The 22,630-nt window shown below is 45.3% G+C and carries 19 protein-coding genes; 9 read left to right on the top strand and 10 right to left on the bottom strand.

Annotated elements, in window-relative coordinates:
• Positions 1 to 2,280 (top strand): DNA topoisomerase IV subunit A, encoded by a 2,280-nt coding sequence (gene parC / locus AACS00_RS14465; protein ID WP_110167815.1) that lies wholly within the window; start codon positions 1 to 3, stop codon positions 2,278 to 2,280.
• Positions 2,281 to 2,371: 91 nt separating this feature from the next.
• Here parC and yacG read toward each other — a convergent pair whose 3' ends face one another.
• The 8 genes from yacG to nadC all read right to left on the bottom strand — a co-directional run bounded on the left by yacG (position 2,372) and on the right by nadC (position 9,567).
• Positions 2,372 to 2,569 carry a DNA gyrase inhibitor YacG gene (gene yacG / locus AACS00_RS14470; RefSeq protein WP_072671437.1) on the bottom strand — a complete coding sequence of 66 codons (198 nt, stop codon included), beginning with the start codon at positions 2,567 to 2,569 and terminating at the stop codon, positions 2,372 to 2,374.
• Between the two features lie 41 nt (positions 2,570 to 2,610).
• Positions 2,611 to 3,351, bottom strand: coding sequence for a cell division protein ZapD (zapD, locus tag AACS00_RS14475; protein ID WP_072671436.1), 741 nt, complete (start codon positions 3,349 to 3,351; stop codon positions 2,611 to 2,613).
• Positions 3,352 to 3,382: 31 nt separating this feature from the next.
• Positions 3,383 to 3,991 (bottom strand): dephospho-CoA kinase, encoded by a 609-nt coding sequence (coaE, locus tag AACS00_RS14480; RefSeq protein WP_110167816.1) that lies wholly within the window; start codon positions 3,989 to 3,991, stop codon positions 3,383 to 3,385.
• 5 nt (positions 3,992 to 3,996) lie between these two features.
• Entirely contained in the window at positions 3,997 to 4,863 is an 867-nt protein-coding gene (locus AACS00_RS14485; protein ID WP_110167817.1) for a prepilin peptidase, read from the bottom strand.
• A 173-nt stretch (positions 4,864 to 5,036) separates the two neighbouring features.
• Entirely contained in the window at positions 5,037 to 6,263 is a 1,227-nt protein-coding gene (locus tag AACS00_RS14490) for a type II secretion system F family protein (RefSeq protein WP_110167818.1), read from the bottom strand.
• Positions 6,264 to 6,281: 18 nt separating this feature from the next.
• Positions 6,282 to 7,970 (bottom strand): type IV-A pilus assembly ATPase PilB, encoded by a 1,689-nt coding sequence (pilB, locus tag AACS00_RS14495; protein ID WP_110167819.1) that lies wholly within the window; start codon positions 7,968 to 7,970, stop codon positions 6,282 to 6,284.
• Between the two features lie 14 nt (positions 7,971 to 7,984).
• On the bottom strand, positions 7,985 to 8,395 hold the full coding sequence (locus AACS00_RS14500) for a pilin (protein WP_110167820.1): 411 nt from the start codon (positions 8,393 to 8,395) through the stop codon (positions 7,985 to 7,987).
• Between the two features lie 281 nt (positions 8,396 to 8,676).
• Positions 8,677 to 9,567: a carboxylating nicotinate-nucleotide diphosphorylase gene (gene nadC / locus AACS00_RS14505; RefSeq protein ID WP_110167821.1), complete on the bottom strand. Its 891-nt coding sequence runs from the start codon at positions 9,565 to 9,567 to the stop codon at positions 8,677 to 8,679.
• Positions 9,568 to 9,675: 108 nt separating this feature from the next.
• Between nadC and ampD the strand changes: the two genes are divergently transcribed.
• Positions 9,676 to 10,221, top strand: a complete 546-nt coding sequence (gene ampD / locus AACS00_RS14510) for a 1,6-anhydro-N-acetylmuramyl-L-alanine amidase AmpD (RefSeq protein WP_110167822.1) — start codon at positions 9,676 to 9,678, stop codon at positions 10,219 to 10,221.
• On the opposite strand, the gene fldB is transcribed toward ampD, so the two are convergent.
• On the bottom strand, positions 10,218 to 10,736 hold the full coding sequence (fldB, locus tag AACS00_RS14515; protein WP_110167823.1) for a flavodoxin FldB: 519 nt from the start codon (positions 10,734 to 10,736) through the stop codon (positions 10,218 to 10,220). The genes ampD and fldB overlap by 4 nt on opposite strands.
• A gap of 131 nt (positions 10,737 to 10,867) precedes the next feature.
• Between fldB and xerD the strand changes: the two genes are divergently transcribed.
• The 7 genes from xerD to lpdA all read left to right on the top strand — a co-directional run bounded on the left by xerD (position 10,868) and on the right by lpdA (position 21,766).
• Positions 10,868 to 11,776 (top strand): site-specific tyrosine recombinase XerD, encoded by a 909-nt coding sequence (gene xerD, locus AACS00_RS14520; RefSeq protein WP_072671427.1) that lies wholly within the window; start codon positions 10,868 to 10,870, stop codon positions 11,774 to 11,776.
• A 15-nt stretch (positions 11,777 to 11,791) separates the two neighbouring features.
• Positions 11,792 to 12,544, top strand: coding sequence for a thioredoxin fold domain-containing protein (locus AACS00_RS14525; RefSeq protein ID WP_110167824.1), 753 nt, complete (start codon positions 11,792 to 11,794; stop codon positions 12,542 to 12,544).
• A gap of 60 nt (positions 12,545 to 12,604) precedes the next feature.
• Entirely contained in the window at positions 12,605 to 14,341 is a 1,737-nt protein-coding gene (gene recJ / locus AACS00_RS14530; RefSeq protein WP_110167825.1) for a single-stranded-DNA-specific exonuclease RecJ, read from the top strand.
• Between the two features lie 307 nt (positions 14,342 to 14,648).
• Positions 14,649 to 15,419, top strand: a complete 771-nt coding sequence (gene pdhR, locus AACS00_RS14535) for a pyruvate dehydrogenase complex transcriptional repressor PdhR (RefSeq protein WP_004394247.1) — start codon at positions 14,649 to 14,651, stop codon at positions 15,417 to 15,419.
• Positions 15,420 to 15,469: 50 nt separating this feature from the next.
• Positions 15,470 to 18,130, top strand: coding sequence for a pyruvate dehydrogenase (acetyl-transferring), homodimeric type (gene aceE, locus AACS00_RS14540; RefSeq protein WP_110167826.1), 2,661 nt, complete (start codon positions 15,470 to 15,472; stop codon positions 18,128 to 18,130).
• A 19-nt stretch (positions 18,131 to 18,149) separates the two neighbouring features.
• A complete protein-coding gene (aceF, locus tag AACS00_RS14545) occupies positions 18,150 to 20,072 on the top strand; it encodes a pyruvate dehydrogenase complex dihydrolipoyllysine-residue acetyltransferase (protein ID WP_110167827.1) in 1,923 nt (640 codons plus the stop codon).
• A 266-nt stretch (positions 20,073 to 20,338) separates the two neighbouring features.
• Entirely contained in the window at positions 20,339 to 21,766 is a 1,428-nt protein-coding gene (lpdA, locus tag AACS00_RS14550) for a dihydrolipoyl dehydrogenase (RefSeq protein WP_072671422.1), read from the top strand.
• A 93-nt stretch (positions 21,767 to 21,859) separates the two neighbouring features.
• On the opposite strand, the gene AACS00_RS14555 is transcribed toward lpdA, so the two are convergent.
• A complete protein-coding gene (locus AACS00_RS14555) occupies positions 21,860 to 22,489 on the bottom strand; it encodes a LuxR/HapR/OpaR family quorum-sensing transcriptional regulator (RefSeq protein WP_110167828.1) in 630 nt (209 codons plus the stop codon).
• Positions 22,490 to 22,630: the final 141 nt, after the last annotated feature.

The following is a 22,630-nucleotide window of genomic DNA, read 5'->3' on the forward strand; positions in this document are numbered from 1 at the left end:
ATGTCGACTGAAATCAGTTTTGAGGGCGTAGAGCAGCTACCCCTGCGTCAGTTTACCGAGGACGCTTATCTCAATTATTCCATGTATGTCATTATGGATCGTGCGCTGCCTTATATCGGTGATGGTTTAAAGCCGGTTCAGCGGCGGATCATTTATGCCATGTCTGAGCTCGGTTTATCGGCATCGGCCAAATACAAAAAATCGGCACGAACTGTCGGTGATGTGTTGGGTAAATATCATCCTCATGGTGATTCTGCTTGTTATGAAGCGATGGTATTGATGGCGCAGCCGTTCTCTTATCGTTACCCTCTGGTTGATGGTCAAGGTAACTGGGGAGCTCCGGATGATCCTAAATCGTTTGCTGCGATGCGTTATACCGAAGCTAAATTGTCTAAATTTGCTGAAGTGCTATTGGGTGAGCTAGGCCAAGGCACTGTCGAATGGCAGCCTAACTTTGATGGCACTATGCAAGAGCCGAAAATGTTACCGGCTCGCTTACCGCATATTTTACTCAATGGGGTTACTGGTATTGCTGTTGGTATGGCAACCGATATTCCGCCCCATAATGTCCGTGAGGTCGTTGAAGCGACAATTCATCTTATCGAGCATCCGTCCGCTAGTCTTATCGACTTAATGCAGTACGTGAAAGGCCCTGATTTTCCCACCGAAGCGGAAATTATTTCTCCACCGTCTGATTTAGAAAAAATCTATCAAACTGGCCGTGGTAGCATCAAAATGCGTGCTGTATGGCACAAAGAAGGCTCGGATATCGTTATTTCAGCGCTGCCACACCAAGTCTCTGGTGCGAAACTGTTGGAGCAGATCGCGGGACAAATGCGCGCTAAAAAGTTGCCGATGGTGGAAGATTTACGCGATGAGTCGGATCATGAAAATCCGACACGAATCGTGATCGTGCCGCGCTCAAGCCGAGTTGATTGCGATACCTTGATGAATCATTTGTTCGCTTCAACCGATTTAGAAAAGAGTTTTCGGGTTAACCTCAATATGATTGGCCTGAATAATCGCCCTGAAGTCAAAGGCTTAACGCAGATTCTGAGTGAGTGGATTGAATTTCGCCGTGAAACCGTACGTGCTCGTTTGCAATATCGCCTTGATAAGGTCTTGGCTCGTTTGCATATCTTGCAAGGTTTGTTGATTGCTTATCTCAATATTGATGAAGTGATAGAGATTATTCGTCAAGAAGATGAGCCAAAAACCATTTTAATGCAACGCTTTGGGATTAGTGATATTCAAGCCGACGCGATTTTAGACACCAAACTGCGCCATTTAGCGAAACTCGAAGAAGTGAAAATTCGTGGTGAACAAGATGAATTAGATAAAGAGCGCGCTAAGTTAGAAGAGTTACTCGGTTCTGAGCGACGCTTGAACACGCTACTCAAGAAAGAATTAAAAGCGGATGCGGAAAAATACGGTGATGATCGCCGCTCACCGATTGTTGAGCGGTCGGAGGCCAAAGCCTTAACCGAACGCGATTTGATGCCCAATGAAATGATTACCGTGGTGATCTCAGAGAAAGGTTGGGTACGTCATGCTAAGGGGCATGATGTTGATTGCCATAGTCTGAGCTATAAAGCTGGTGATAACTATCTCGCGCACGCTTGTGGAAAGAGCAATCAACAGGTGGCTTTTTTAGGTAGTGATGGACGTAGTTATTCATTAGAAGCACATACTCTGCCTTCTGCTCGTGGTCAGGGAGAGCCGATAACGGGCCGTTTGAACATTACTGAAGGCAGCTCAATTCGCCAAGTGATTATGGGGGAAGATGATCAGCTATGGTTGGTCGGTTCTGATGCGGGTTATGGCTTTGTGTGTAAAGGTTCGGATCTGTTATCGAAAAACCGCAGTGGTAAAGCTTTGGTGAATTTACCGAATAATTCGGAGTTGCTTGCACCACAGGCCGTGAATGATCTGCAGCATGATGAGATTTTAGCGGTCACTAATCAGGGGCGGATGCTACTATTCCCGATCAAAGATTTGCCGCAATTGAGCAAAGGCAAGGGTAATAAGATCATTAATATTCCTAGTGCGAAGGCCAAATCGCGAGAAGAAGTCGTGTCTCATTTGCTGGCTATTCCATCTGGTTCGTCGATTACGCTTTACGCCGGAAAGCGAAAGTTAGGTTTAAAACCGACTGACTTAGATAATTTCCGAGGTGAGCGAGGTCGTCGAGGAGGGTTGCTACCAAGAGGATTACAGCGGGTGACGCAAATCGATATTGATGCAGAACCAGCGGATCCGTTGACCGTCGAATCAGAGTAGAAAAAATCCCCAGCCAATCTGCTGGGGATTTTTTTATGTTCAGATTGAGGTTGAGGATGATGTTCGTTTTACACATCGAGCCCTCAGAAAATCATAATGGATCTTCAGACCAACCGTCACTGTCGGACATATCGGGCGCACCAGGAATGGCATTTTCTTCATCAGCCCAAGTGCCAAAATCAATCATTTGACATTGTTTGCTACAAAAGGGCCGGAAAGGACTTTGTGCACTCCATGGCACATCGTCGCCACATTGAGGACACTTTACAACGGTGATTTTTTTTGACATGACACTATCCTTCGGGGAGACCAAATCAGAAGGATACGGATTTAGCAGCACACCGCAAGATCAAAAGGAATATTTTGGTTGCTGGCTTTACCGGAAGCAAAATCGATAAACTTGATGGCAAAACGATTTTTATGACCAGAAATCATCGGGTAGACGCCATATTCTAAAGGGATCGACAAACGGAGAATATTTGCGTCTTCTGCATCGCTTTGATAGAAACCTTCTTGCGCCATTCGTGCACGAAAATGTCCGGTCTCACGGGTAAGCTTTAACCATAATGCCAGTGCATCGGAGAGTGGTTGTAAGGTGGTAACCCATTGCTTTATATCCTGCTGCTTTTGTTCTGCAGATAAATGCAACCAGTAATGCAGAGCAGGAAGATCAAAGCAACAAGAGCCACCTGGTAGGTTAAATCTTTGACGAATAGCGCTTAAGAATCGATCATCTTTTAGTGATTGACCGAAGCGTTCGCCAGCGAGTAAGCAGCGATGAACACTGTCAATCTCTTGTAATAGACTAGTCAGCATCTGTTGATCGACACCGTCAATATCAATCCATTGGCGGTAGGTTTGACGCTGTTTTTCAATATCTTTGGCTAATTCGCTTTTCAGTTGCATCTGATCAAAAATATCTAATAGGTCAAAGAGAGAGCGAAACAGCAACTGATGCTGAATACCGTCAGCAGTTTGATAGGCTCGATCCATTTGATTGATCAGCGCTTCGACACGTAAATAAATGCGCGTTTTTTCATTTAGCGGATGTTCAAACTGATGTGTGCTCATGAAACTGGCCTTGATTGATTTATCTGTATTCTCACCGATTTGTGCCGCTCATTGCTAGATACTTTTGATGTAATTCTGTGATTTGCGGCAAAAGTTGTTGGTTTTTTGCTTCATTTTTAATCACGTCATCGGCTATCGCTAAACGTTCAGCTCGGGTAGCTTGAGCCGCTAAGATTGCTCGGGCTTGCTGCTCATTCACTTTGTCTCGTGCCATCGTCCGTGAAATTTGTGTTTGCTCATCGACATCGACCACTAACACGCGATCCACCATCGATTGTAATTGATTTTCAATTAATAATGGCACAACGAGTAAACCGTAGGGCGATTTGACTTGCTTTAATTGTTCCGTCATTTTTTGGTTGATCAGCGGATGCAAGGTTGCGTTGAGCCACTGTTTTTCTATCGGATCGGCAAAAATTCGTTCACGCAAAGCCCCACGGTTTAAGTGACCATCGTCTTGTAAAATATTCTCACCAAAGTGCTCGATGACAGCGCTAAGGCCCGGAGTACCAATATCAACGACTTGCCGAGCAATGATATCGGCATCAACGATGTCAATTGAGAAATGTTCTTGAAACAGATTAGCGATGGTAGTTTTGCCACTTGCAATGCCCCCAGTTAAGCCAATAATCAGTGCCATGAACGTTATCCTACTAATGAATGTAGATACCAAGCGATCAGTTTATCGCCCCATAGCATCGCTAGCCAACCTGCAATCGCAAGGTAGGGGCCAAACGGGAAAGCTTTATTAATGCCTTGTTTTTGTAAACGCAATTGAATCAATCCAAACACCAAACCGACCAGTGAAGAGAGCAATACGATTAAAGGTAATAATTGCCAACCTAACCAAGCACCGAGCGCGGCAAGCAGTTTAAAGTCGCCATAGCCCATGCCTTCTTTACCAGTCAGTAGCTTAAATAGCCAATAAATAGACCATAAGCAAAGATACCCGGCTATCGCTCCAATCACAGCATCATTGAGTGATAGTGGGCTAATATTCAAAAGCGCTAGACTGATCCCTGACCACATTAAAGGTAGAGTCAATTGATCTGGCAGTAACATGCTATCGAAATCAATGAAGGTGGCGGCAATTAACACATAAGTAAATAGCAGTAGTGCCACACTATAAGGGCTAAAGCCAAAGTGTAGGGCAATAATTAAGCTACTCACTGCGCTTAATAATTCAATGGCTGGATAGCGGGCGCTGATCGGAGCTGAACAGTGTGCACATTTGCCTTTTAAACAGAGCCAACTGATAAGCGGAATATTGTCTCTTATGCGCAAAGGCGTATGGCATTTGGGGCAGGTTGAGCGAGGCGTACTGAGGGTAAGTTTGCCATCAGGGGGGGAGATGCCGTAGTCAGGAAAAGCATCGGCACATTCTTGACGCCATTCGCGCTGCATTATGACTGGTAAGCGGTAAATCACTACATTGAGAAAACTACCAATGATTAAACCAAATAGTGTGGCTAAGGCAGGAAACAGCCAAGGTATATAGTAAAAAATGTCCATTCAGGGTGCTCTTATCCGCAGGAGTGCCATTCCCTTTTAACTTAGAGTGAGTATGGTATCAGCTAAGTATATTGATATTCAGCGTTCGCTTAGCGAGAAAATGAGCTTATCACTTATCATTGACCCATCTGTTTCTTCGTGATTTTAGGAATAAAACATCGAAAGTGAGTATACTACCCTAATACACTCATTAAGTTAAAGATAGGTAAATACATTGCCACAACCAGCCCACCAACCACGGTGCCAAGAAAGACAATAATTAATGGTTCAAGGATTTTACCTAAATTATCAACCGTGTTATCAACGTCGAATTCATAAATCGTTGCTACTTTATTCAGCATGTCATCGAGCTTACCAGACTCCTCACCAATCATAACCATTTGTAGAACTAATTCTGGGAAAGCACCAGTATTACGCATCGCGATATACATTGGCATGCCTGCCGCAGTATCTCGATAGACTTGTTGAATAGCCGTTTCAAAATGAAGATTACCTGCGGTTTTCGCGGTCGTTTTTAGGCTATCAAGAATCGGGATCCCAGCTGCAAAGCTGGTGGCGAGGGTTCGGCTAAATTTGGCGATCGACGCTTTACAGAGTATGCCACCAATAACGGGTATGGTGAGGACTAAGCGGCTGGTTTTTAAACGGAATTGGAATGATTTTTTACGAATTAGTTTAAAACCGAATACAATGGCAATGCTGAGCAGCACAAAGACTAAGCTGTAGGCTTGAACAAGGTGTGACAGTTTAAGTACTTGTTGAGTAAACCAAGGTAACTCGGCGCCAAAACCTTGAAACATAAGCTCAAATTCAGGAATAATCATGGTGAGCATTAAGTAAGAGACACCAAGCGCAACCAGCATCACCATCGCTGGATAGATTAACGCTTTGATCACTTTGGCGCGCAGTTGTTCGGTTTTCTCTCGATAGGTGGCAAGGCGCTCAAAAACTTCCGCTAAGTTACCCGATTGTTCACCCGTTTGTACCAAATCAACGTAAAGAGGGTCAAACAGGCTACTGGCAGTACGCATTGCTTTTGAGATAGGCGTCCCTGCTGCTACGCCTTTACTTATTTGAGTGATGATCGATTTCATTTCTGCTTTTTGATGGCTATCAGCGACTAACTTTAAGGCTTGAACAATCGGTACCCCTGTTGCGAGCATGGTCGCGAGTTGGCGAGTCAGCAGAGTAATCTCTTTGTTTGTGGCGCGATGAGTAAGACGAGTGATCAAAGAGAGGCTACTTTTTTTGATCCTTTGAATCTGTACATGTTGATCTTTGAGTTTATCGCGCACTTCCAATTCGCTGATCGCTAAAAATTGTCCTGACACTTTTTTGCCAGAGCTATTGATGCCTTTCCAGCGATAATTTTTCAGTTCTTGTGCTTTAGATAGCGTCATAGTGATAAATCCAATCGATTAGAAGTAAAGAACACGCTGCAGCTCTTCAATGCTGGTGATCCCTTGTTGGAGTTTTTCTATTCCAGATTCTTGTAAAGTTTGCATGCCGTTAGCTTTAGCAATGGCTTCGATATGAGTAATCGAAGCGCGCTGCATGATCGCTTCAGCTAATTGGCTATTAAATGCCATCACTTCATAAATGCCGATTCGACCGCTGTAACCTTTGGTACATTCACTGCAACCGTTCGGATCCGCAGAGTAGAGAATCTGATCGGCCGATAAGCCAAACTGCTGTTGTTCCGTTACGTTTGGTTGTTTGGCGACTTTACAGTTCGGACATAAACGGCGTGCTAAGCGCTGAGCGATGATTAAGCTTAATGAAGAAGCGAGATTAAAAGGTTCAATGCCCATATTAGCTAAGCGAATGACCGTCTCTGCTGCCGAATTAGTGTGTAATGTGGAGAGCACTAAATGCCCGGTTTGAGCAGCTTTAACGGCAATTTCAGCCGTCTCGACATCGCGGATTTCACCGACCATAACAATGTCCGGATCTTGGCGTAAAAAAGAACGCAGTGCCTCAGCAAAGCCAAAACCGATTTTAGGTTGCACTTGTACCTGATTGATGCCGGGGAGATTGATTTCGACGGGATCTTCGGCGGTAGAAATATTCACCTGCTCACGATTTAATAAACTCAGCCCAGTATAAAGGGAAACGGTTTTGCCACTGCCTGTTGGGCCGGTCATCAAAATCATCCCTTGTGGTTGCTGAAGTGCTTTGAGATAGAGCTGCTTTTGCACCTCGTTATAACCTAATTTATCGATATCTAAACTGGCGGCGCTGCTATCGAGTAAGCGTAGGACAATTTTTTCTCCCCATAAGGTGGGTAAGGTGGAAACGCGCATATCAATCGCGGTGCTGGTATTTAAACGTAATTTCATCCGCCCATCTTGTGGTAAGCGTCGTTCGGCGATATCCAGTTTCGCTAAAATTTTAATCCGCGCTGCCAGCCGGCGACCTAAATGACTGGCGGGTTGTTGGGTTTGCACCAAAATACCATCGCAGCGTAAGCGAACTCGATAAAGGGACTCGTAAGGTTCAAAGTGAATATCGGACGCGCCTTTGCGCACCGCATCCAGTAAAATTTGGTTGATAAATCGGCTAACTGGAGAGTCATCTTGACTAAGGTCCTCGACTTGTTGCTGCTCATCATCAGAAATATCGACTAAGCTGGCTAGCTCGTCTTGGCTGATCTCTTTGCCTTGTGCAGAATGCCCAGCTAATGTTCGTCCGTATAAACGGCGAATCGCCCCTTGTAGTGATTTATAATCGACCAGCACCACTTCAATCGCGAGTCCGGTGGCAAAGCGAAATTCTTCTTCTGCTTGTAGATGAGTAGGATCAGCCATGGCTAAGGTGAGCACCAAACCATTATTCTCAATCGGTAGCGCTTGGTAGCGCATGATTAACTCACGCAATCCGAGCTGTTGGCACAGCTCTGGGTAGGCATAATCGTTAAGATTTTGGAGCGGTAACGCGAAAATCTGACTGATGTGCTCACTCAGCTCTTGGCTATCGAAGATCGCTAAATCCAGCAAAGCTTCCGGCGCACTGGCGCCAGAAGCTTGGATATGTTCGACCAGCGCTTTTTCTTGGGTCAGGCTAAGTAATTGCGCCTGACGCAAAATCGCTATGAGATTGGTGAGCATAAATTATTGATAACTTATGATTCTTTACTACAAGATTTAGGTGTTACTGACGCATCGAGATCTGTTGTACATTCCCAACCAGTTCCCTTGGTTCTTGTTAAAGTGATTGATTTTTTGTCCAATGCTCCAGCGTTGAAAGTAAATTTAATGGCATTTTCCCCCTCAATCGCTAATGTACCTAATCCCTTCACTTCTTTGGATGTTCCTAAGTCTTCAAGCTTTTCTAATTTACCATGCTCTTGAATATACAGCTCTGCTGGGGTTTGTAACGCTCTTAATGTGGCAATGGCAGATGACGCTTCAGATTTGCTGACATAATCTTTATAAGCAGGTACAGCGACTGCCGCTAGCACGCCAATAATCGCCACGACGATCATCAGTTCAATCAGAGTAAAGCCTTGTTGTTTAGTGTAGCGAGTTTTCATGACTGAATTATCCTTGGGTATGGTCAGTTGTTGAGACCGAATTAGGATAAGTGTCTGGTTGCATTAATAAAACCGTCACACAAGTGTGCTTCGAGTCAGGCGGCAGTTTTTACATCCGCGTTGAAATGTCATTGCTGAAATTTTGCGAGTCAGCTAAAGATATCCCGATAAACAGCGTGGAAATTGGTGTTTATCGGGATTAATAAAGAGGCAATAGTGGTTTGATATCAATTCGATGTAGGCTGAGGCGATGCTTCAGGGGGATAAAACCCGCTTAACCTTTAGTCTTTTAGGCGCATTGAGAGATCCAACGCTTGAATATGTTTGGTTAATGCACCAACGGAAATATAATCTACCCCCGTTTGCGCGTACTCGCGAATGGTCGCTAAGGTAACATTACCTGAGTTTTCCAGTGCAGCCCGACCCGCGTTGATATGCACCGCTTCACGCATCATCTCTAAGCTAAAATTATCGAGCATAATAATATCTGCCCCAGCGTGAATCGCTTCTTCGAGCTCGGCTAAGTTTTCGGTTTCCACTTCAACCGGCTTGCCCGGATTAAGCGCTTTTGCAGTCGTGATCGCGGGGGTGATCCCGCCGCACGCAATAATGTGATTCTCTTTGATCAGGTAAGCATCAAACACACCGATACGGTGGTTAAAGCCGCCGCCACAGGTGACCGCATATTTTAACGCATTGCGCAGTCCTGGTAGTGTTTTGCGAGTATCTAACAAGCGGCATGAGGTGCCTTCCAGCTGCTTAACGTATTGCGCGGTAACGGTAGCGCAGCCAGATAAGGTTTGGATAAAATTCATCGCGTTACGTTCACCGGTCAAGAGTGCGCGTGCAGGGCCGCTTAGCGTGCACAATACTTGATTGGGTTCGAGCGAGTCACCATCTTGCACATGCCAATCTATCGCTACTTCACCACCAAGTTGTCGAAAAACTTCATCAGCCCAAGCTTGGCCACAAAATACACCCGATTCGCGAGTAATAATGGTTGCCACATTATGGGCATCGGCAGGGATCAGGCTGGCGGTAATGTCTGCTGTTGGATCGACACTACCACCAAGATCTTCTTCTAGTGCATCACGCACCGCACGAGTAATATCCAAGGGAAGCTGCTGTTTAAGGTATGCAAGGCGTTGTTGGCTGTTATGGGTATTTTTCATCGCGAATCTAATTTAGTATGCTATCGAATGGAGTCGGAATGATACGCTGACTAGGCGTGAAATTCAGCCACTAATTACGGATTTTGTGTAATCGATAAGGTGAAATTGATGATTGACCCAGCAGGCTGGTATCAAGTCGCTCGACATGTTCCGTCGCCTTTTTTTGATCAGCGCATTCAGCAACAACCCATTTCTCTATTGGTCGTGCATAACATTAGTTTACCGCCGGGGCAGTTCGGAGGGCCTTATATTGAACAGTTTTTTACCGGTCAATTGGATCCGAGCGCACACCCATTTTTTGCCACCATTGCGACGATGCAAGTCTCAGCGCACTGTTTGATTCGCCGTGATGGCGAGGTAGTGCAGTTTGTGCCTTTTTCTGGGCGAGCCTGGCACGCTGGACAATCATCCTTTGCTGGTCAAGCGCGGTGTAATGATTATTCAATCGGCATAGAGTTAGAGGGCAGTGATTATGTCCCGTATACTTCAGCGCAATACCAATCATTAGTACGCTTAACAAAGGCTTTGCAACAGCGTTATCCGGCAATCACTCAGCAGCGGATCACCGGTCATCAATATATCGCTCCGCAACGCAAAACCGATCCAGGATTGGTATTTGATTGGCGCTATTTTTTTCAGCAGTTATCGCTTTAATTGAGCTGTTGATATTCAGTAAGGATTTGTTCTACCCAGTTGGCAATACGTTCATCACTGAGTTCATATTGTGAATCTTCATCGAGTGCTAAACCGACAAAATATTCACCATCGGCAGTCAGTGCTTTCGAGGCATCAAAATGGTAACCATGATTGGGCCAGTAGCCAATAAGCTTAGCGCCGGTCTTCTGGATCTCGTCGTGTAGCATCCCCATCGCATCCAGATACCACTCGCCATAGCCTTCTTGATCGCCTAAGCCGAACAATGCGACGCACTTGTCGTTTAGCGGTACGCCATCGATGTGATCCCATATTGCACTCCAATCTTCTTGGATTTCACCAAAATCCCAAGTTGAGATGCCTAAAATCAGCAGGTCGTAATCACGCATTTTGCTTAGTGGCGTCTCCTTGACATTATGGAGGGTCAATAATTCTTCGCCAATAATGGCACGCATTTTTTCCGCTGCCATTTCGGTATAACAGGTGGTAGAACCGTAAAATAGGCCAATTTTCATAGAATCTTATTCATGGTTTAGAACGATGGACGAATTCTATACCCAATCCGACCTGAGATGCCACCTAGGAGTAGCGACTATTTTGTGGTATTAAGTTGGGGTTTGAATCTAATAAATAATGAGAAGAAGCGGTGTCAAAACAATTGTCGACAGACCATGGACTGGTTGAGCAGTTTTTAGATGCAATGTGGATGGAGCGAGGGTTAGCAGAAAATACCCTGATGTCCTATCGTAATGACCTTACAAAATTATTGCTTTGGATGGAGCAACACAATTACCGATTAGATTTTATCAGCTTGGCTGGGTTGTTGGAGTATCAGAGCTGGCTAACCGATCAAGATTATAAACAAACCTCACGGGCGAGAATGTTATCGGCGTTACGTCGTTTATTTCAGTATTTACACCGTGAAAAGGTGCGTAATGATGATCCGAGCGCCTTATTGGTGAGCCCTAAATTACCCCAACGCTTACCGAAAGATCTCAGTGAAGAACAAGTTGAAGCACTGTTGAATGCACCGGATCCTAATGATCCATTGGAGTTGCGTGATAAAGCCATGTTAGAGTTGTTATATGCAACGGGGCTGCGCGTGACGGAGCTGGTCTCATTAACTATGGAAAATATTAGTTTACGTCAAGGCGTAGTGCGGGTGATTGGCAAAGGCGGTAAGGAGCGTTTGGTACCGATGGGCGAAAATGCTATTGAATGGATTGAAACGTTTATCACTCAAGGGCGCTTGCATTTATTGGGCAACAATACGTCTGATGTTGTCTTCCCGAGTAAACGTGCCCAGCAAATGACTCGACAAACCTTTTGGCACAGGATTAAATACTATGCCGTGATTGCTGGGATTGATGTCGAAAAGCTGTCTCCCCATGTCTTACGTCACGCCTTTGCGACCCATTTATTGAACTATGGCGCCGATTTACGCGTGGTACAGATGTTGCTCGGTCATAGTGATTTATCAACTACGCAAATTTATACTCATGTTGCGACTGAGCGACTCAAGCAAATACACAGCGAGCACCATCCAAGGGCTTAAAAGAAAGGATTATTTATGAAGGTTTTACCGCGTCTGACACTTTTCGCTTTGCCATTTTTTATCATGGCATGTCATGCTCAGGAATCCAAAGAGCAAACGCCAAGTTTGGATAAAGCAGGCTTTGAGCAACGTTTTGCTCCATTAGGTATTGATGTCACGGCTATCGTCCCTTCTGAGATCAGCGGATTGGTCGAAGTGCAAACGCCTGGTGGTGTATTATACGCCTCACCAGACGGCAAACATTTTATTGCCGGAACCTTATACGCCTTAAAGGATGATGGTAGTTATATTGATGTCTTAGCTAAGCGCCAAGCGCCAATTAACGCAAAAAAACTACAACAAGTTGCGTCGAGTACGATTGAATTTAAAGCGCCTCAAGAACGCTATGTCGTCAGTGTGTTTACCGATACGACCTGTGGTTATTGTGTTCGCTTGCATAGCCAAATTAAAGATTACAATGATTTGGGGATCACCATCCGTTATTTAGCTTTCCCTCGTCAAGGTGTTGCCGGTCCCGTTGCTGAGCAAATGGCGGCGATGTGGTGTGCTAGCGATCCGAAGCAAGCCATGCATGAGGTGAAAATTGAGCGCAAAACTTTGACTCCGCAAGGAAATATCGCTCAGTGTAAACAAATTGTTACTGAGCATTATCAATTAGGTCAAGAGCTGGGTATTTCAGGTACGCCAGCAATGTTCTTACCAAGCGGTGAGATGATCGGTGGCTACTTACCCGCAGCTCAATTACTGCAACGCCTTCAACAAGGCTAATCTCACGACGTTGTTTATTACGAGGAAACAGGCTTGGCATGTCCAAGCCTGATTATTTTTATGATAGAGATCCACAGAAGACCAGAAGTCGATTTAAGCCTATTGCCCGACAGTATCCCCGATTTATTGAAGCGTATTTATCTTAATCGAGGCATTACCCGTGTTGAGCAATTAGAGAAAAGCGCTAAATCTTTGCATTCGTACCAAAGTTTGCACGGGATTGAATTAGCCGTGTCACTACTATTGAATGCCATTGAGCAGCAAAAGCGGATCATTATTGTTGGTGATTTTGATGCCGATGGGGCAACGAGTTGTGCGCTTTCGGTATTGGCGCTAAGAATGCTGGGTAGCCGTAATGTTGATTATTTAGTCCCTAATCGTTTTGAAGATGGCTATGGACTCAGTCCCGAAGTGGTTGATCAAGCCTTACATATGGGCGCTGAAATGATCATGACAGTGGATAATGGCGTCTCTTCCATCGAAGGGGTACGTTATGCCAAGCAGCATGGTTTGCAAGTGTTAGTCACCGATCACCATTTACCCGGACAAGTATTGCCCGAGGTCGACGCTATGGTGAATCCTAATTTACAACTGTGTGCGTTCCCGTCGAAAGCGCTTGCTGGGGTAGGGGTCGCGTTTTACTTAATGATGGCGTTGTGCGTGCATATGCGTCAGTCAGGATGGTTTATTAAACACGGTATTGCTGAACCTAAACTCATGGAATTGATCGATTTGGTTGCATTAGGCACGGTAGCTGATGTGGTTCCGCTGGATGACAATAATCGCATTTTAGTTCATCAAGGTTTACAGCGTATTCGCGCTGGTAAAGCACGTCCGGGTATCCAAGCCTTAATTGAAATTGCCAAACGCGATGCGCGAAAACTAGTGGCTGCCGATTTCGGTTTTGCGCTTGGGCCAAGGATTAACGCCGCCGGGCGGTTGGACGATATGTCGTTTGGGGTTGAACTGTTGTTAACCGACAATATTCATGCCGCGCGGCGCATGGCCAGTGAATTGGATGCTCTGAATCAAACTCGTAAAGAAATCGAAGAAGGGATGAAGCAAGAAGCGTTGGCGTTTTGTGAGCGTCTGCAATTTGCCGATAATAGTGTGTTGCCGCAGGGGTTAGTCTTGTTTCAACGAGATTGGCATCAAGGGGTGATCGGTATTTTGGCTTCCCGAGTTAAAGACAAATATCATCGCCCAGTGATTGCCTTTGCCGATGGTGGTGATGGATTGATTAAGGGTTCTTGTCGTTCGATTCCTGGCTTACACATGCGAGATACCTTAGATAAAATTGATACTCAGAATCCAGGGATCATTATCAAATTTGGTGGTCACGCGATGGCGGCAGGGTTAACCATCGCTGAAACTAACTTGTCGCGTTTTCGCCAGTTGTTTGAACATGAAGTGGCTCTGCAGTTGGATGAAGCCAGTTTAAAAGGGATCGTACTTAGTGATGGTGAGTTAAAGCCGGAAGAGTTTTCGCTGCATACCGCCGAGCTGTTGCGATCTGCAGGGCCTTGGGGACAAGCCTTCCCTGATCCACTGTTTGACGGTGAGTTTAAAGTTCTGCACCAAAAATTAGTTGGTGAAAAGCACTTAAAATTGATGCTTGAACCTTTATTTAAAGGTCATCCGACCAATATTATGATCGATGGCATTGCCTTTAATGTTGATCTTCGTCGCTGGCCCGATGCTTCGGTGAAAACGGTACGTTTAGCTTATAAACTCGACATTAACGAATTCCGTGGCAACCAGTCTTTACAGTTACTGATTGATTGCTTAGAAGCTTAATTCCCCCTCGCTAATTTCTCATTCTGGACTGAGTTCACCTACACTCAGTCCGGTTATTCTATTTCTACAACGCTTTGCTAATAGCTTGTCAGGTTATTGACTTAGGCTTAATTTGTAATTGGTCTGACCTATACTATTGCTGTTTTAATACGCAGTTGTTATCAAAGTGTTTTAACTTGGCGGGTTCTATGATTTGGGTCAACTTTTGACTGGACACTCGCGTTTTAATTATGTTAATTTCTACCCCAACTTGAAATTGGTATTACCAATTGCCTGCAAAAAATGACCAGTAGAAGAACAATAAATTATGGCTTATCAAAGGATTCGTCAGCCGAAACTTTCTGATGTGATAGAGCAAGAGTTAGAGCGGTTGATTGTGGAAGGAACATTAGCCCCAGGGCAGCAACTCCCTCCTGAGCGCGAGCTGGCAAAACAGTTCGAGGTTTCTCGTCCTTCGATACGTGAAGCGATACAGCGCCTAGAAGCAAAACGTTTATTGACGCGTCGCCAAGGCGGCGGAACCTTTGTCAGTGAACATATCTGGCAAAGTTTCTCTGATCCTCTGCTAAATTTATTGTCTAGTCATTCGGAAACCCAGTTAGATTTACTGGAAGCACGCCATGCGTTGGAAGGTATTTCAGCTTATTTTGCCGCTTTGCGTGGTACCGATGAAGATTTTGCTCGTATTCAAACCAGTTTGGCGCGAATTAGCGAAGTTCAAGACTTGAAAGATACCGAAGCAGAAGCCAGCACGGTAATGGCCTTTTTGATAGCGATTACCGAAGCCACCCATAATGTGGTGCTGCTGCATATCGTTCGTAGTCTTGCGCCTTTGCTTGAGCAAAATATTTTGCAAAATTTTAAATTATTACGCCGCCGCCCAGAAGCGGAGGAGAAAGTAACTAAGCACCGAGCTAATATCGTGGATGCGATCGTTTCTGGTCAGCCAGAAAAAGCACGAGAGATGTCACACTCACATTTAGCTTATATCGAAGAAACATTGTTGGATTTGACCCGAGAAGAGTCTCGACGTGAACGTTCTCTGCGTCGCATCCAACAGGGTAATGAACCGCAATAGCGGTCCATTGCGGTTCTAAATAAATCCAACCAACAGAAGGATAGATCGCCATGTCTGACATGAAGCATGACGTAGATGCACTGGAAACTCAGGAGTGGCTTGCTGCCCTGGAATCCGTTGTACGTGAAGAAGGCGTAGAGCGTGCGCAATTTTTACTAGAAGAAGTTCTAGAAAAAGCTCGTCTTGATGGCGTTGATATGCCAACTGGCATTAACACCAACTACATCAATACGATTCCTGCAGCCCAAGAGCCCGCTTACCCTGGCGATACCACGATTGAAAAACGTATTCGTTCAATCATTCGTTGGAACGCGATCATGATTGTTCTTCGTGCTTCGAAGAAAGATCTTGATTTGGGCGGCCATATGGCTTCTTTCCAGTCTTCTGCCGCGTTTTATGAAACGTGCTTCAACCATTTCTTCCGTGCTCCTAACGAAAAAGATGGTGGTGACCTCGTTTATTATCAAGGTCATATTTCTCCAGGAATCTACGCGCGTGCCTTCGTTGAAGGTCGCCTGACTGCTGAACAATTGGACAACTTCCGTCAGGAAGTCGATGGCAAAGGTCTGCCTTCTTACCCACACCCGAAACTGATGCCTGAATTCTGGCAATTCCCGACCGTATCTATGGGTCTGGGTCCAATCGCCTCTATTTATCAAGCTCGTTTCCTTAAGTACCTAGATGGTCGTGGTCTTAAAGACACTTCTGAGCAACGCGTTTACGCTTTCCTTGGTGATGGTGAAATGGATGAGCCAGAATCACGCGGCGCAATCTCTTTTGCTGCTCGTGAAAAACTGGATAACCTATGTTTCCTTATCAACTGTAACTTGCAGCGTCTTGATGGCCCAGTAATGGGTAACGGCAAGATCATTCAAGAGCTAGAAGGCCTATTTAAAGGCGCTGGCTGGAATGTGGTAAAAGTGATTTGGGGTAACAACTGGGATGCACTATTAGCGAAAGACACCTCTGGTAAGCTACTGCAATTGATGAATGAAACCATCGATGGCGATTACCAAACGTTCAAAGCTAAAGATGGTGCTTACGTTCGTGAACACTTCTTTGGTAAATACCCAGAGACTGCAGCACTTGTTGCCGATATGACCGATGATGAGATTTTTGCTCTCAAACGTGGCGGTCATGAGCCATCAAAACTGTTTGCTGCGTTCAAGAATGCGCAAGAAACTAAAGGTCGTCCAACCGTTATCCTAGCAAAAACCGTTAAAGGTTATGGCATGGGTGAAGCGGCGGAAGGTAAAAACATTGCGCACCAAGTGAAGAAAATGGACATGACCCATGTTCTTGCGATGCGTAATCGTCTTGGTTTACAAGATCTTATTTCAGATGAAGCGATCAACGATTTACCTTACTTAACGCTAGAAGAAGGTTCAAAAGAGTACGAGTACTTGCACGCGCGTCGTAAAGCCTTACACGGTTATACCCCACAGCGTTTGCCTAACTTTACTCAGCCTTTAATTATTCCTGAGTTGGAAGAATTTAAACCGCTACTTGAAGAGCAAAAGCGTGATATCTCTTCTACTATGGCGTTTGTACGTACGTTGAATATTCTTCTGAAAGATAAGAATATTGCTCAAAACATCGTACCGATCATTGCCGATGAAGCGCGTACCTTTGGTATGGAAGGTCTGTTCCGTCAAATAGGTATTTACAACCCACACGGTCAGAACTACACCCCACAAGACCGTGATATCGTTTCTTACTATAAAGAAGCCACGTCAGGTCAAGTATTGCAAGAAGGTATTAACGAGCTAGGCGCTATGTCGTCATGGGTATCAGCGGCGACCTCTTACAGCACTAACGATCTACCGATGATCCCGTTCTATATCTACTACTCAATGTTTGGTTTCCAACGTGTTGGTGATATGGCGTGGATGGCGGGTGACCAACAAGCGCGTGGCTTCCTATTGGGCGCAACGGCGGGTCGTACTACGCTAAACGGTGAAGGTCTACAGCACGAAGATGGCCACTCACACATTCTAGCCAGCACAGTACCAAACTGTATCTCTTATGATCCAACCTTCGCTTATGAAGTCGCGGTGATCATTCAAGATGGTATTCGTCGTATGTATGGCGACCAAGAGAACGTGTTCTACTACTTGACGCTCATGAACGAAAACTACGCAATGCCAGCAATGCCAGAAGGCGCTGAAGAAGGCATCCGTAAAGGTATCTACAAGCTAGAAACCTACACCGGTTCAAAAGCCAAAGTTCAATTGATGAGCTCAGGTACTATCATGAATGAAGTGCGCAAAGCGGCACAAATTCTGAGTGATGATTATGGCGTTGCTTCTGATGTTTACTCGGTGACTTCATTTAACGAATTGGCTCGCGATGGTCAAGCGTGTGAGCGTGATGCGATGCTTCATCCTGAAGCGGAAGCTAAAGTACCTTATATTGCTCAAGTGATGGGTACAGAGCCTGCTATCGCTGCAACCGACTACATGAAGAACTATGCGGAGCAAGTACGTGCTTACGTTCCTGCCGCCGCTTATAAAGTATTAGGTACAGATGGCTTTGGTCGTTCAGACAGCCGTGAAAACCTTCGCCGTCACTTTGAAGTGAATGCAGGTTATGTTGTGGTTGCGGCACTAAACGAACTGGCCAAACGTGGTGAAGTTGAGAAATCGGTAGTGGTTGAAGCGATCAAGAAATTTGATATCGACACCGAAAAAACTAACCCGCTATACGCTTAATTGAAGGTAGGAAAGAATAATGGCAATCGAAATTAATGTACCGGATATCGGTGCCGATGAGGTTGAAGTTACTGAGATTCTTGTCAGCGTTGGCGACAAGGTTGAAGAAGATCAATCGCTTCTCACTGTTGAAGGTGATAAAGCCTCAATGGAAGTACCTGCTTCTCAAGCAGGTATTGTTAAAGAGATCAAAGTGACTGTGGGTGATAAAGTCACCACGGGTTCTTTGATCATGGTGTTTGAAGCTGAAGGTGCCGCTGCAGCGGCTCCTGTGGCTGAGGCTCCTGTTGCTGCTGCGGCCGTTGCTCCTGCCTCTGCTGAATTAAAAGAAGTTCAAGTACCGGATATTGGTGGTGACGAAGTTGAAGTCACTGAAATCATGGTTGCCATCGGCGACGTGGTAACAGAAGAGCAATCGTTGATCACCGTTGAAGGCGATAAAGCCTCGATGGAAGTACCCGCGCCTTTCGCTGGTACAGTGAAAGAAATCAAAATTGCTTCTGGTGACAAAGTGACCACGGGTTCTTTGATCATGGTCTTTGAAGTTGCTGGTTCTGGTGCTGCGGCTCCAGCACCTGTTGCTCAAGCTAGCGCTCCAGTCGCTGCCGCAGCAGATAAAGACGTTCAAGTGCCAGATATCGGTGGCGATGAAGTTGAAGTGACTGAAATCATGGTTGCGGTTGGCGACATGGTTGAAGAAGAGCAATCGTTGATCACCGTTGAAGGTGATAAAGCGTCAATGGAAGTTCCGGCACCTTTTGCTGGTAAAGTGAAAGCGATTAAAGTCGCTGCTGGTGACAAAGTTTCTACCGGCTCACTGATCATGGTGTTTGAAGTGGCTGGCTCGGCTCCTGCGCAAGTATCGGTTGCTGCTCCTGTACAAGCTTCTGCACCAAGCGCTGCCGCTGCTGCACCAAGCGCTGCCGCTGCTGCACCAAGCGCTGCCGCTGCTGCACCAGTAGCACAAACGAGCGCTGCTGCGACAGCAGACTTCCAAGAGAATCATGAATACGCTCATGCCTCTCCAGTGGTTCGTCGTCTCGCTCGTGAGTTCGGTGTTAATCTTGCCAAAGTGAAAGGATCTGGTCGTAAGAGCCGCATCTTAAAAGAAGACGTACAAAACTACGTCAAAGAAGCGCTAAAACGCCTTGAATCTGGTTCTGCGGCGGTTGCTTCTGGCAAAGGCGATGGTGCGGCACTTGGTTTGCTTCCTTGGCCAAAAGTGGACTTTAGCAAGTTTGGTGAAACTGAAGTTCAACCATTATCGCGCATTAAGAAGATCTCTGGTGCTAACCTGCATCGTAACTGGGTGATGATCCCACACGTAACCCAATGGGATAACGCGGACATCACAGAGTTAGAGAACTTCCGTAAAGAACAAAATGCGATTGAAGCGAAGAAAGACTCTGGCATGAAGATCACTCCACTGGTGTTCATCATGAAAGCGGTGGCTAAAGCACTAGAAGCTTTCCCGGCGTTTAACTCTTCATTGTCTGAAGATGGCGAAAGCTTAATCCTCAAGAAGTACGTTAACGTGGGTATCGCGGTTGATACACCAAACGGTCTTGTGGTACCTGTGTTTAAAGATGTTAATAAAAAAGGCATCTATGAGCTTTCAGCTGAGCTAGCTGAAGTCTCGAAAAAAGCGCGTGCCGGTAAACTGACCGCCGCTGATATGCAAGGTGGCTGCTTTACTATCTCTAGCCTAGGTGGTATCGGTGGTACGGCATTTACGCCAATCGTTAATGCACCAGAAGTGGGTATTCTTGGTGTATCTAAGTCGGAAATTAAGCCAGTGTGGAATGGCAAAGAATTTGCTCCACGCTTACAGCTTCCATTATCACTGTCTTACGATCACCGAGTGATCGATGGTGCGGAAGGTGCACGCTTTATTACTTACTTAAATGGCTGCTTGAGCGATATTCGTCGTTTAGTATTATAAGCAGTTAGCGAGTGAAGGCGGCTTTTCAGCCGCCTTGATTCAACTATTATCTTGCAATTGGCTGATAGGTTGCTTTTTATTCAGCGAATTGTCGTCTAGCTCACAGGCTAAATGGATTTACTTTTCACACCATTAACATCTCTGTAAACTGTTGCGGTCTGAAAAATAATCGTTTTAAACCATTATGTTTGATTACATTTTGTATTATCAAACAAGATAGAACCCTCCACTCAGCCTGTTAGGGATATTGACTATAAGAGGTCGAAATGAGCAAAGAAATTAAAGCCCAAGTTGTTGTACTGGGCGCAGGTCCTGCCGGTTACTCCGCGGCTTTCCGTTGTGCGGATTTAGGTCTTGAAACCGTACTCGTTGAACGTTATAGCACCCTTGGCGGTGTTTGTTTGAATGTCGGTTGTATCCCATCAAAAGCGCTACTCCACGTTGCCAAAGTCATTGAAGAGGCGAAAGCGCTGGCTGATCACGGCATTGTATTCGGTGAGCCAAAAACCGATATTGATAAAGTTCGTTTATGGAAAGAAAAAGTTATTAACCAGCTAACGGGTGGTCTTGGCGGTATGGCTAAGATGCGTAAAGTGACCGTGGTGAATGGCTTTGGTAAATTTACTGGTCCAAATACGCTTGAAGTTGATGGTGAAGAAGGTAAGACACTGGTTAACTTCGATAATGCGATCGTTGCTGCTGGTTCTCGTCCAATTAAATTGCCGTTTATTCCTCATGAAGACCCTCGTATTTGGGATTCAACTGATGCGCTAGAACTTAAAGAAGTACCTGGAAAACTGCTTATTATGGGCGGTGGTATCATCGGTCTTGAAATGGCAACGGTTTATCACTCTCTCGGTTCTAAGATCGATGTCGTTGAGATGTTTGATCAAGTGATTCCTGCAGCAGATAAAGATATTGTGAAGGTGTATACCAAACGCATTCAGAATAAATTTAACTTGATGCTTGAAACCAAAGTGACAGCAGTAGAAGCTAAAGAAGATGGTATCTACGTGTCAATGGAAGGTAAGAAAGCACCAGCAGAAGCAGAGCGTTATGACGCCGTGCTTGTAGCGATTGGTCGTGTACCAAACGGTAAACTGATGGACGCTGAAAAAGCAGGTATTGAAGTTGATGAGCGCGGCTTTATTCACGTTGACAAGCAAATGCGTACTAATGTACCGCACATTTTTGCGATTGGTGATATTGTCGGTCAACCGATGTTGGCTCACAAAGGTGTCCATGAAGGCCACGTTGCTGCTGAAGTCATCTCTGGTAAGAAACACTACTTTGATCCAAAAGTGATCCCATCTATCGCATATACTGAGCCAGAAGTCGCTTGGGTTGGTAAGACTGAAAAAGAAGCGAAAGCAGAAGGTCTTAACTACGAAGTTGCCACGTTCCCATGGGCTGCATCAGGTCGAGCGATCGCTTCTGATTGTGCAGATGGTATGACTAAGCTTATCTTTGATAAAGAGACTCACCGTGTGATCGGTGGTGCGATTGTCGGTACCAATGGCGGTGAACTGCTTGGTGAAATTGGTCTTGCGATTGAAATGGGTTGTGATGCAGAAGATATCGCACTCACGATTCACGCTCACCCAACGTTGCATGAATCAGTTGGTCTTGCTGCAGAAGTGTTTGAAGGGACAATTACTGACCTGCCAAACGCGAAAGCAAAAAAGAAAAAGTAATTGATCGTTGTTAAATAATAAAAGCCGCTGAATCATTCAGCGGCTTTTTGCTATCTACCGGATGTTAACTTTACGGCATTCAGCTATGGTTCACTAAATAGCTACTGCGCGATCGCCTTGATAGATGCAGAGCATATTCAAATAGTTATTAACCAGTTTCTGCATATCGGCTTCATCACGCGCCCGATTGGCTTGAACGAATAGCGAGTAGCAGATACCGTGAAACAAGGTAGCAAGATCCTCAGGATTATGTTTGCTACATACCTCTGAGCGCTCAATCGCTTTTGAAAAGACATTTTTCACTAGCAGTTGATTGGTACGATTACTCGACATAAAGAGTGGCCATACTTCATCACGCGTAGAGGCGCTCCACTCAAACCATACTTTTAACCAGTGACAGTCGTCGATAGCCAAACTCACCATACCAGACGCGATATTGTGCATATTTTGTTTTGCATGCAAATCGAGATCGATATGGTCAGTTAAGAAATTAGAGAACTCACGTACTACAAAAGTGAGAACATCGTCGACGAGATCTTCACGAGTCGGGAAGTAATTGAATACTGTGGCTACAGAGACCTGAGCGATCTCAGCAATATCTGCATGACCGCCGCGGCCGATCCCTCGTTTTGCGAAGACTTCCAGCGCGATTTCCATGAGCTGCTGTTTACGTTTTTGTGGAGATAGCCTTGTTCTAGGGCGTTTCTCAATAGATGCGTCCATAGTTGTTTTCCTTGCCAATTGACTGAGTTGTTGCGTATTTAGTTACGCTAATGATTTTTTTATAGTTTGTTTAAAAAACCGTATGAGTGTAATGGTGCATATGTTACAGGTCAATACGTTGTGGGTAAAAAGTACACTTAG

Origin of the sequence: Vibrio sp. 11986-1-5, assembly GCF_963878025.1 — a bacterium.
Lineage (GTDB): Bacteria > Pseudomonadota > Gammaproteobacteria > Enterobacterales > Vibrionaceae > Vibrio > Vibrio injensis.